10 protein-coding genes are annotated in these 12315 nt (G+C 43.4%); 6 read left to right on the plus strand and 4 right to left on the minus strand.

The annotated features are described in order from the left end of the window. The 5 genes from K9H14_03180 to tsaA form a co-directional block, all read left to right on the plus strand. Window positions 1-1070, plus strand: a 1070-nt coding sequence (locus K9H14_03180; protein MCG9479194.1) for an ABC transporter substrate-binding protein, incomplete at its 5' end; no start/stop codon positions are given. Between the two features lie 4 nt (window positions 1071-1074). After that, entirely contained in the window at window positions 1075-2043 is a 969-nt protein-coding gene (locus K9H14_03185; protein MCG9479195.1) for an ABC transporter permease, read from the plus strand. Beyond that, window positions 2033-2866, plus strand: coding sequence for an ABC transporter permease (locus K9H14_03190; GenBank protein ID MCG9479196.1), 834 nt, complete (start codon window positions 2033-2035; stop codon window positions 2864-2866). Before K9H14_03185 ends, K9H14_03190 begins: the two co-directional genes overlap by 11 nt. Next, window positions 2859-4424 (plus strand): ABC transporter ATP-binding protein, encoded by a 1566-nt coding sequence (locus K9H14_03195; protein ID MCG9479197.1) that lies wholly within the window; start codon window positions 2859-2861, stop codon window positions 4422-4424. The genes K9H14_03190 and K9H14_03195 overlap by 8 nt, the downstream gene beginning before the upstream one ends. A 264-nt stretch (window positions 4425-4688) precedes the next feature. Continuing rightward, the gene (tsaA, locus tag K9H14_03200; protein ID MCG9479198.1) at window positions 4689-5006 is read left to right on the plus strand and encodes a tRNA (N6-threonylcarbamoyladenosine(37)-N6)-methyltransferase TrmO; all 318 of its coding nucleotides are present in this window, start codon (window positions 4689-4691) and stop codon (window positions 5004-5006) included. Between the two features lie 28 nt (window positions 5007-5034). Here the strand turns inward: tsaA and K9H14_03205 are convergent, their stop codons facing one another. After that, window positions 5035-6699 (minus strand): IS1634 family transposase, encoded by a 1665-nt coding sequence (locus K9H14_03205; protein ID MCG9479199.1) that lies wholly within the window; start codon window positions 6697-6699, stop codon window positions 5035-5037. Window positions 6700-6710: 11 nt separating this feature from the next. Between K9H14_03205 and K9H14_03210 the strand changes: the two genes are divergently transcribed. Beyond that, complete coding sequence (locus K9H14_03210; protein ID MCG9479200.1) at window positions 6711-7025, plus strand: SAM-dependent methyltransferase; 315 nt, start codon at window positions 6711-6713, stop codon at window positions 7023-7025. Window positions 7026-7079: 54 nt separating this feature from the next. Here K9H14_03210 and nifJ read toward each other — a convergent pair whose 3' ends face one another. The 3 genes from nifJ to K9H14_03225 form a co-directional block, all read right to left on the minus strand. Further along, window positions 7080-10601, minus strand: a complete 3522-nt coding sequence (gene nifJ, locus K9H14_03215) for a pyruvate:ferredoxin (flavodoxin) oxidoreductase (GenBank protein MCG9479201.1) — start codon at window positions 10599-10601, stop codon at window positions 7080-7082. 26 nt (window positions 10602-10627) lie between these two features. Then, window positions 10628-11638: a dihydroorotate dehydrogenase-like protein gene (locus tag K9H14_03220; protein ID MCG9479202.1), complete on the minus strand. Its 1011-nt coding sequence runs from the start codon at window positions 11636-11638 to the stop codon at window positions 10628-10630. 106 nt (window positions 11639-11744) lie between these two features. After that, the gene (locus K9H14_03225; GenBank protein MCG9479203.1) at window positions 11745-12107 is read right to left on the minus strand and encodes a hypothetical protein; all 363 of its coding nucleotides are present in this window, start codon (window positions 12105-12107) and stop codon (window positions 11745-11747) included. Between the last annotated feature and the right edge of the window lie 208 nt (window positions 12108-12315).

A 12315-nucleotide genomic window follows, 5' to 3' on the forward strand; every position in this document is an offset into this window, starting at 1 on the left:
TGCCTGAACATATCTGGAAAGATATTGAGGATCCTTTTAATTATTCCACAGAGGATGCGCTTACCGGAACCGGGCCTTTTACTCTGGCTGATTACAGCCCCAGTGAAGGTTCGTATTTATTTGAGGCCAACCAGGATTATTACGGAGGCAAGGTAAATATTGACAGTATTGCTTTTGTAAAAGTGGTTCCTGAAACTAGTGCTTCCATGCTGCAAAGCAATAATATAGATGCGGCGGCAATACCTGCGGATATAGCTGACGATACCCAGCAGAAAGGCTTTATTTTAGAACAGGAGCCTCCGGTATGGGCAGCAAAACTTTTAATAAACCATGAAAATAATGAATTGCTGGCCCGGGAACCGGTCAGGCAGGCCCTGGCTTATGCTGTTAACCTGGAGCAGATAGTAGAGATATCACAGAGAGGCTTTGCAGTAAAGGGAAGTGCCGGACTTATGCCTCCGGCAAACAGTTCGTGGTATAATCCGGAAGTTTTTCAGTACAGATTTGATAGGGATAAAGCAAAGAAAATTTTGGAAGAACATGGCTATCAGCTGAAGCAGGACGGCTATTATTATTCCGGAGGCAGGATATTAAAGCTGGAGCTGGCAGTAAGCCAGGGGGATTTTGAAAGGGATGCCCAGATAATTAAGAGCAATCTGGAAGAGGCAGGCATAAAAATAGATCTGGTAAGCTATGAAGGCAAAACCCTGGACAGCAAAATTGAAAATTGGGATTTTGACCTGGCCATAAGCGGCCATGGAGGTCTGGGCGGTGACCCGGAAGCCTTAAACCGGGTGATAACAGGGCAGGATTTTAACAGCGTAAGATATTTTAAAGATGAACATCTGGTAAATTTACTGGAAGCTCAGGTTCAAGAGATGGATATCCGGAAAAGAAGACAGATGGTTTATCAGATTCAGGACCTATATTCACAGCATCTGCCCTCAATAACCCTTTATTATGCACAGTGGTACTGGGCACATAACCAGAAAGCTGATATATTTTTTACCCCGGGAGGAATTGCGTTAGGCATACCCCTGCCTTTAAATAAAATAGCATTTATAGATTAGTGATATGAAAAAGCGTTGGACCAGTTATATAATCGCGTTTCTGGTAATAATCTCTATCAATTTTATAGCTCCCAGACTGCTTCCCGGGGATCCGGTAAGTGCCATTTATGGCCAGGAGGTTCTGGTAAAGCTGCCCCCTGAAGCAGTAGAGTATATCAACCATACCTACGGCCTTGACCGGCCGGCCATAGTTCAGTATTTTGACTACCTGGGTTCTCTGTTCAAAGGACAGCTGGGTTATTCCTATTATCATAAGGCAGAGGTGGGGTCGGTGCTTTTATCTTATCTACCCTATAGTCTGGTGCTTATGGGCCTGGCTATGATTATTTCCAATTTTCTGGGGGTTACCGCAGGGATTGAATCTGGATGGAGAAGGGGGAAAATCCTGGATAGAATCCTGCTGGGGACTATTATGTTTTCATCCAGCTTCCCCAGTTTTTTTGTAGGGGCTCTTTTTTTAATACTTCTGGGTTCCATCCTGGGGCTGCTCCCGGTGCAGGGGGCCAGTACTGCTTACGGCGGACTTACCGGACTGGGATTTTCCATTGACTTTGCTAAACATCTGCTGCTGCCTCTTGTCAGCCTGGTAGTGGTGTTTTTGCCCTCGGTATACCTGCTTACCCGGAATTCCATGGTATCCAATTTAAGCGAGCCCTATATACTGCTGGCCAGGGCCAAGGGGCTTAGCGCCAGGAGGATAAGATATGTCCACGCAGGAAAGAATTCCCTTATACCTGTTGCTACCCAGGCAGGCATAAACCTGGGTAGCAGGCTGGTTACCGGAGCCTTGTTTGTAGAGATAGTGTTTTCCTATCCGGGGATGGGTACCCTTATCTATAATTCTATACTTAACCGGGATTATCCCATGCTTCAGGGGAGCCTGCTGCAGGTTACGGTACTGGTGCTGCTGATAAATTTTTTGGCAGACCTTATGTATGTAAAACTGGACCCCAGGATAGAATATGCATATTAGCATTAAACAAAACCTGAGGAAGGATAGAAGGGCCCAGGCAGGCCTGGCAGTGGTGGCGCTGCTGTTTTTGTTTGGAATTTTTTCTCCCTGGCTGGCTATGGACCCCCATGATTTCAGCAATCACATATTTGCCAGTCCCGGGCCGGGTCACTGGATGGGAACCAATGATCTGGGCCAGGATATATTTTCCAGGCTGCTTTACGGGTTGAGAACTTCCATGTTCATTTCAGTAAGTGTAGGGATACTGGCAACTTTAATCAGTGTTGTTGTAGGGATGCTTGCCGGGTTTATAGGGGGGTGGCCGGACATGGTTACCATGAGGGTGATTGATGCTCTGCTGGTGCTTCCTTCTATAATTATAATTATACTTGTATCTGCATTTATAAGGCCTGGTCTGGCCAGCTTGATTATAATAATATCCCTGTTTCACTGGCAGGGGGGAGCCAGGATTATAAGGGGGCAGACCCTGGCTATAAAACAGAAGACCCATATAAGTTGTGCCAGGACCTTCGGGGCGGGCAAGGGATATATCCTTGCCAGGCATATCTTTCCCGATATTGGCAATATTATTGTGGTTTCTTTTTTGCACAATGCCCGCTCAGCTGTTTTCTTGGAGGCCGGCATGGCGTTTATAGGAATCTCCAGCCTGGCTACGGTTAGCCTGGGCACCATAATGCATAATGCCTTCCGTTTTTACTATCTGCCGGTATGGTTGTGGTGGCTTCTGCCTCCTGGTATAATGCTGGCTTTGATACTGCTGTCCTTTACTTTCCTGGGCAATTTAATGGAAAAGGTAATAGATCCGAGGTTAAGGGATGCTTAAATTAAAAGACCTGTACGCCTCCTATGGGCAAAAAAAGATCCTCAAGGGCATAAACTTTGAGGCCGGAAAGGATGAAATAATTGCTGTGGTTGGAGAGTCTGGAACCGGTAAGACCACCCTGGCTATGAGTATTATGGGCTTGCTTAAAAACAGCGCTTCCGATGCCTGGACCGAAGGAGAGATAATTTTTGACGGCCTCAACCTCTGTCAGCTGGATGCAAAAGGCTGGAAGCCGATAAGATGGAAACAGATTTCCATGGTGTTTCAAAATGTAGATAATATACTTAATCCTACCATGACTATATACCAGCAGTTAAGTGAGGTGGCTGATGGCAGTAGTGAAAATATAGAGCAGATGTTGGATAGGGTTAATTTCCCCCTGGACAGGGCGCATGACTACCCCCATCAGTTGAGCATGGGTGAAAAACAGAGGGTATTGGTGGCTATGGCCTATTTGCCTGATCCCGGGGTGGTTATTCTGGATGAGCCCACTTCTGCCCTGGACCAGGAATCCAAGCAGGAACTTATAGCTACCATAAAGAGCCTGAGCAGGTCCAGAGTAGTGATATTGGTAACCCACGATCTGGATACTGCAGAGAAGCTATCCTGTAAGACATTGGTATTGTATGGGGGCAGTATAGTTGAATACGGATCTACTGGTCTGATCTTTTCCAATCCCCGCCATCCTTATACCCGCGGCCTTATAAGGTCTTATCCTTCAACCGGCCGAACCAAAGATCTGCAGGGAATAAGGGGGCAGGCAGAGTTTGTAAAGCAGGGCTGTCCTTTCTGGCCCAGGTGTACCCAGTCTATAGACATCTGCAGAATAAAAAAACCTGAACTTAAAAATCAGGGTTCAAAAAGTGTTGCCTGCCACCGGGGAGGGATAATAGCCCTGCTTAAAGCTGAAAAAATTAGTAAAAGTTATGGACAGCATGCTGTATTACAATCTGTAGGTCTTAACATATATGAGGGGGAAACAGTAACCCTTCTGGGCAGGAGTGGTTGCGGTAAAACCACATTGGCGAAGATTATCATGGGTCTGGTTGCCGCTGACGGTGGAAATATATATTTAGAGGACATGAGAGTTGAGAAATGGGATTCTGCCTTCTACGGCCTGGTACAGATGATTTTCCAGGATATCCGGTCTGCAGTTTCTCACCGCTTGAATGTAATAGATGCAGTGATGGAACCCCTGGTGATAAGGAAGTGGGGCAACAGACATCAGAGGACAGACAGGGTAAAGCAGGTACTGGAAGAGGTACAGCTGCCCCATAGCCAGGAATTTCTCTTATCCTACCCTCACCATTTAAGCGGTGGGGAACTCCAGAGGATAGCCATTGCCAGAGCCTTAATTTTATCACCAAAGCTGATTATAGCGGATGAACCAACATCTTCCCTGGATGCCAGCATACAGGCAAAAATACTTAAACTTCTAAACCAGATCCAGGAACAGAGAGGGCTGGGAATGCTGTTTATAACTCATGACCTGGGGGTAGCCAGAAAAGTCAGCGACCGGATTCTGCGGCTGCATGAAGGCATCATCAAGCCGGAATGACCATATTTAAGAACCATATAATTTCCTTGAAGCTTAAATAAATTGTGATAAATATAATTTTTATTAAAGCATTCCAAATAAAAATATAAAATATGGCATGGTGTTTGATTTATTCAAGGGAGCCGGCCGGACCTGTATGCTGTTTACTTTCAGCCTGGAAGGTTATTATGTATGGCGTGCCAACTTTTTGGAAGTATCGTAAATTCTTTTAATTATGTAAAATAAGGTAAAAATAAAGGTACCGGAAATCCAAGTTACAAGCATATGGAAGAATATACAATAAGGCCTATAGGTATAATGCACACCCCCTATAAGGATAGGGAAAAGGCGCCCAGGCAGGCTGTCTGTTCCAATGGGGCAAAAGGAATTATAGATATATACCCCAAATATTTAGAAGGGTTAAAAGGCCTTGCAGAACGCAAATATATAATTATTCTTTTCTACTTTAACCAGAACAAAGATTACCGGCTTACTGCCCGGCCACCGGGCCAGAATCACAGAAAGGGAGTATTTGCCACCAGATCGCCGCACCGGCCCAACCACCTCCCGACTTCCGCACTTAAAACGCTAAAACCAGCATAAACACTGGGTTTTTAAAAATTAAAAGGCACTACAACTTACATTTTTCTATAATATAAGGTGTAATAGCTCTCTTAATATCAAGGATATTATATATCTTTCTGGCGTCTCTTTTCATCCTGGAAGGTAGTCCGTAGCGTATCCTTTTTTCCTTATCAAATAAAATGGAGGTCTGAACCTTCATAAGCAGTTGTCTTATCTTTTCAATACTTAGCTTTTTGTACTGCAAGGCTACCCTGTATTCAAGGTTTTTTACAAGTGAATAGGCTGCAAAGCATATCGCTATGTGGGCGGCTACCCTTCTTGGCTTCCAGTGATATACGGGCCTTACCTTAAGATCATGCTTTGTAACCCGAAATGCAGCTTCCACATTCCATAGCTCATTGTATCTTTTAAGAGTATTGACCGGGTCCAGGTATGAATTTGTAACCACTCCATGCAGTCCGTCCCATTTTGAATCATCGGCAATCTTATCTTTATCCAGGGTAACCTTTGAAGGCCCTTCCACTTTTATGTATTTCCTGTATCCATGGTTTGAAAGATGGCTCTTGGCGCTGGCAGATCTGTCAAGCTTTGCTGTTAGCTTAGCTATAGCCCTCTTTCTATCACGTGCATCTTTTCTGGCTCTTTTACCGCTATAGCTAACAACTATCCTCCTATTGCCGTCCTTAATTTCTGCTACATAATATTCTTTTTTTATTCTCTGGTAGTTTTTGCTATCAAGTATCGCCTCTTTTAAGCTAGAGGACATATTCTTTAGCCTTGCGCCCACTATGTAGGATATATTTTGGCCCTCAAGGCTTTCAAGCTTACAGATATTGTCTTTTGACAGCATGGCAGAGTCTGCCACAAATACGATTTTATCTATGTCGTATTTATACCTTATTTTGTTAAGTGAAGGGATTAGCGTATGGCCTTCGTAGGTATCACCTTTAAATACTTCATAATCTACAGGAAGCCCGTCAGATGTTACCATAAGGGCAAGTAGCACCTGGGGTTGATTATGCTTGTGATCCTTTGAAAAGCCATTTTTCTTTAAAGTGTCTTCTTCAAATGATTCAAAGTATATGGTGGTTGCATCATAGAATATTACATCAATTTTAGTGCCCAGTAGATTGGCTGTATTTTGGTATGATATATTTTTAAGCTTTTCTATTGCGGGCCCATCCAGTGAGTCCATCATCCTATATACCCTGTCCAGATCAAGTGTTACCCCGAAGTCTTCTTCCAGCATATCTACTGTTGCCATCTTGGATACCGGGTTTGCAACTCTTGCAAGGACTATATTTTTAAATATATTAACTGTAGCCTTGTTTCTTGAGGATCTTTTTATCACTTTACCATATCCAAGATCATCAAATAACTTTCCATAGACTTCATGAATACCGCAAGTAAGCCTCTGCTCTTCTTTTAGGTTCTTAACATTTACAATATAGTCTCGGTTTGCGTACTTTTTACCGGAATTTCCCAGTTTTACTATCTCCTCTGGTTTAAATAGAAATTCCTGTCCCCCTGCCTCCAGCTTTAGCTTTATTGACTCGGCAAGTAGCTTTAATTTAGAAAGCTCGTCATCATCATATGCCATTCCCACATGACGCACTATCTTCTGGGAGACCCTGTCTGCCTTTCTTATGGATTGGACTATCTGAACTGATCTTCCGGCACTATTTGGTGATGATTTTACTCTTACAAACATAAAAAGATAATATCACGGAAATACATCTATGTCAATCATATATTGTGGATAAGGCACTACATTGGCCTCTAAGTTTTCATTCTCTTATATGGTGGGGTTTTATTACTTTTCAGAACTTATTTGGGACTAAAGTACTGAAGTCGGGAAAGGGAGTATTTGCCACCAGATCGCCGCACCGGCCCAACCACCTGGGAATGTCGGTGGTAAGGCTGGAGAAAGTTGAGGGCAGTAGAATCTATGTAAGGGATGTAGACATGCTGGACGGGACGCCGGTTATAGATATAAAGCCCTATGTAGCTGACCTGGACTGCAGACAGGATAAATAAGGGCATAAAAAAAGTGCAGGATTTCTCCTGCACTTTTTTATATTATCTTCTGAACTATTCAGCTTCCGCCATTTTCTTGTATTGTTCATACTTTTCTTCAGCATCTTTTTCTGCTTTCTCGAACAGCTCATCTGCTATCTCGGGGAAGGTCTTGGTAAGCGATGCATACCTTACTTCTCCCATAAGGAAATCCTTGAATGATTCAGAAGGCTCTTTGGAGTCCAGCATGAACGGGTTCTTGCCCTCTTCTTTCAACAGGGGATTATACCTGTAAAGGTGCCAATAGCCTGAATCTACTGCTTCCTTTTCCCTGCCCTGGGTATGAGACATTCCAGCTTTTATACCGTGGTTAATGCAGGGAGAATAAGCAATTATAATAGAGGGTCCCTTATAAGCTTCCGCTTCACGTATGGCTTTCAGGGTCTGGTTTTTATTGGCGCCCATAGCTATCTGGGCTACATATACATAACCATAAGTGGTGGCCATAAGTCCCAGGTCCTTTTTCTTAACCTTTTTTCCGGAAGCGGCAAATTTGGCTACCGCGCCTAACGGGGTAGCCTTGGAGGACTGGCCTCCGGTATTGGAGTAAACTTCGGTATCGTAAACAAATACGTTTACGTCTTCACCGGATGCGAGCACATGATCCAGGCCGCCGTAACCTATATCATAAGCCCAGCCGTCACCACCGAATATCCATACCGATTTCCTGATGAAGTAATCTTTTAGTTCCAGCAACTGTTTCCTGATATCTTCAGCCTTATCATCTGATTGTTTCTTGGAAAGCAGCTCCACCATTTCCGGATAGATTTCTTTGGTTTTATCCCCATCTTCTGAGTTCTCTATCCACTGGCTGAGCACATCTTTTAGACCGGAGTTTATTTTAAGCTTAACCATTTCAGTTGCCAGATCCATAATCTTGGCTCTTACCTGTTTGTTACCCAGAGCCATACCGTATCCGTATTCAGCATTGTCTTCAAACAGGGAGTTGGCCCATGCCGGTCCTCTTCCCAGATGATTTACGGTATAAGGTGTAGAAGGTGCGGAACCGCCCCATATTGAGGAGCATCCGGTAGCATTGGCAATCATCATCCTGTCTCCGAACAGCTGGGTTATAAGCCTTGCGTAGGATGTTTCACCACAGCCTGCGCAGGAACCGGAAAACTCAAACAGAGGCTGCCTGAACTGGCATCCTTTTAGTTTGCTGGCATCTATTTCTTCCTTGGGAGATAAGCTTCGTGCATACTCCCAGTTTTCTACCTCCGAAAGCTGGGTTTCCAGTGGTTCCAGTTCCAGCGCTTTTTCTTTTGCCGGGCAAACCTCTACACAGTTTCCACAGCCGGTACAATCCAGAGGGCTTATCTGTATCTTGAACTTATACTCTTTTATGTCTTTGCCTTTTCCGTCCAGCATTTCAAAGCCGTCAGGAGCTTTTTCTGCTTCTTTTTCAGTAAGCAGGAACGGCCTTATAACTGCGTGGGGACATACATAAGCACACTGGTTGCACTGTATACAGTTTTCCTTAATCCAGTGAGGTACTTCTACTGCTATACCTCTCTTTTCATAAGCTGATGTGCCTGGAGGGAACGTTCCGTCTTCCCGTCCTTCAAATTTGCTAACCGGTATGTCGTCGCCTTCCTGACGGTTCATAGGAATAAGTATCTCTTTTATAAACTGCGGTACATCGATATCTGCTTCTTTCCTGGTTTGTTTAGCCTGTTTCCAGGAATCAGGTATATCTATTTTTTGCAGTTTCTCTATTCCCTGGTCAACTGCCTTGTAGTTCATTTCTACTATATTCTTTCCTTTTCGACCGTAGGTTTTTTCAATGGCATCCTTTAACATTTGGACTGCCTTATCAAGTTCAATTACCTTGGCAATCTTAAAGAAAGCTGCCTGCATTACCATGTTGATCCTGTTGCCCAGGCCGATATCCCTGGCAATATCAGTAGCATTAATGGTATAGAAATCGATATCGTGTTCAGCCAGGTATCTCTTCATATCTGCCGGTAATTTTTCTTCCAGTTCCTGCTTATCCCACTGGCAGTTAAGCACGAATTTACCGCCGTCTTTTAATCCCTTAAGCAGATCATACTGGTCTACATAAGCCTGATTGTGGCAGGCTATATAATCAGCATTTTCAATAAGATAGGTTGATTTTATAGGATGGTGGCCAAACCGTAAGTGAGAAATGGTAAGGCCTCCTGATTTCTTGGAGTCATACTGGAAATAGCCCTGTGCATACATATCGGTATTATCTCCAATTATTTTAATGGCATTCTTGTTGGCTCCTACTGTACCGTCAGAACCCAGTCCCCAGAACTTGCACATTATAGTACCTTCAGGTTCGGTAACTATATTGTCTCCTATCGGCAGGGAAGTATGGGTCAGATCATCGTTTATACCTACAGTAAAGCTGTCTTTAGGATCATCTTTTTTAAGGTTTTCAAATACTGCTTTTATCTGGGAAGGAGTGGTGTCTTTAGACCCCAGTCCATATCTTCCGCCTACTATTACCGGCCTTTTATCCATATTGTAGAATAAGGTTTTAACGTCTTCATAAAGGGGTTCTCCCAGCGAGCCCGGCTCCTTGGTCCTGTCCAGGGTAGCAATCTTTTCTACTGACTCAGGCAGAACGTCCATAAAATGTTTTAAGGAGAAGGGACGGTACAGGTGTACCTTTATAACTCCCACCTTTTCACCATTACGGTTAAGGTAGTCTACAGTCTCTACAATGGTCTCGGTAACTGAACCCATAGCTATAATAATGTATTTGGCATCCTTGGCTCCAAAATAATTGAAAGGTTTGTATTCTCTCCCCGTTATTTTACTTATTTTGGCCATATAGTCTGCAGCAATATCGGGTACTTTTTCATAGAAGCTATTGGCTGATTCCCTGGCCTGGAAAAAGATATCAGGGTTCTGGGCTGTTCCTCTGGTAACCGGATGCATGGGGTTTAGGGCCCTGTCCCTGAATTCTTTTACTGATTCCATATCTACCATTTTTTTGAGATCTTCGTAATCCCAGGTTTCTATTTTTTGTATTTCATGTGAAGTCCTGAAACCATCGAAGAAATGCAGGAAAGGAATTCTGGACTTAATAGCAGCCAGATGGGCTACAGCTCCCAGGTCCATTACTTCCTGTACTCCTCCCGAAGCCAGCAGGGCAAAACCGGTTTGCCTGGTAGCCATAACGTCAGAATGGTCGCCAAATATGGATAAAGCATGGGTGGCTACCGCCCTGGCGCTTACATGGAAAACTCCAGGAAGCAGCTCTCCTGATATTTTATACATATTGGGTACCATCAGCAGCAATCCCTGGGAAGCGGTAAAAGTAGAGGTAAGTGCACCTCCCTGCAGGGAGCCGTGAACAGCGCCTGATGCCCCTCCTTCGGATTGGAGCTCTACCACGCTTACCTGCTGCCCAAAAATATTTTTCTGTCCATAGGCAGACCATTCATCGATATATTCTGCCATTGGTGAGGATGGAGTAATAGGGTATATCGCAGCTACATCAGTAAAGGCATAGGCCACATGTGCCGCTGCGGTGTTTCCATCCATGGTTTTCATTTTTTTCATAGTACTTCTACTCCTTTAAATAGATATTATCTTGTATAGTTTTTAATTATAGGTTCCTTATTCATCAGTATGTCTACATACTGCGCCCTCTGGTAGACGAAAGGATCAGCAACCTTATCCTTTGACAGTTTACCTCTAAAATCTTCTAATGTCCCGTAATTTTTGTTATCCATCCAGTCACTCAGCTGCCTTTTCATCTGTCCGATATTGCTGATTTTATTTTTGTACAGGGTGCTGACACACTGTATTGCCTTTGCTCCGGCCAGTATCATCTTGGCCACGTCCTCTCCGGTAAATATACCGGTACTGGCACATATATCTGCATTTATATTATTATACAAAAGACCGGTAAACCTTAAAGGCAGTTTGTAATCTCCAGTGCTGCTCAGGTTGAAAGGCCGGGTATGCTTCTGGCTGGATATGTCGATATCCGGCTGAAATAAACGGTTAAACAGGACAAAACCGGCTAAGCCTGATTGGTCCATAGTCTTTATGACATTCAGGGGATTGGTATAAAAGAAACTCAGCTTTGCGCTTACCGGAATAGAAACTGCCTGTTTTACCTGTTTTACAATATCAAAGTGTTCTTTCTTAATTGACCCTCCTTCTATATTAATATCATAAGGCAGGGAATACAGGTTTATTTCCAGCCCGTCTACACCGATGTCTTCTATCTTTTTAGCATATTCAACCCATACTTCCTTATTTATGCAGTTAAGGCTGGCTATAAGGGGAATGGAAATGGCTTTCCTTATTTTTTCCAGCTGGTACAGATGGGCTTTGGGCCCGGCATGGTGTATATCCGGGAATACATCTATCATTTCTGCATGTCTCTCATCATATTCCTGGGCTTCATCGGTTAACTGAAGCTCTTCAAGCTGTACCTGTTCTTCAAAAAGGGACCGGTAGACAATAGCTCCTGCTCCAGCCTCTTCCATTTTCTTAATATTGTCCATTTTTTTCATCAGGTTATTAGCGCCGACTATTATAGGGTTGTCTAGTTCCAAACCCATATAGGTTGTATTTAATTTAGCCATAATAAAACCTCCTTATTTTTTAAAACTAAACCCTATTTTAGCATTATTAAATCACATAGCGCAGCAGATTAAAATTATCTGCAGATTATGCACAAATCCTATTATTCTACCATAATTTTCTTTTAACGATAAGGTCAAATCCGGAAGATATTATAGGGATGGATAGGTACAGGAAACCCTGGTTTAAAAAATATTGCCCGAAATTTCCCTGTCCGTAGGCAAGCAGCCAATCCAGGACCAGGCATATGCCCAGCCACATTATTCCTACCAAAAATCCTTCACCGGCAAAGCCTTTAAACTGTCTTCTGAAGTAGATAACCAGGAAAAATACTGCAGCAATGATCAGGGCTAAAAATTTTAACTCTTTAAAGGGTCCGGTTTCTTTTAAGGGTTCCGCCAGCAGAGAAGTAGCAAAGGGCACAGCCCAGACTAGGGTTCCAACCAATAGGATGACAAAAAATTTTTTCATCTAACCGTTACTTTGTTTGTATTATTTGTATACATTAAATAACATATGGCACCTAAAATCAATATTGGCACCTGCAAAAACGGTGCCAATATCTTTAAAAAAGCTGTTATAACCGGCATAAAATAGGGGTATCTGCCAGAAACCTTCTAAAGCATAAACCAGTAACATCCATAAACCTGCGCCCCGGATGCAAGCATGCCTTTATTAA

The organism is Actinomycetes bacterium (genome assembly GCA_022396035.1).
In the GTDB taxonomy this organism is placed as follows: domain Bacteria; phylum Actinomycetota; class Humimicrobiia; order Humimicrobiales; family Humimicrobiaceae; genus Halolacustris.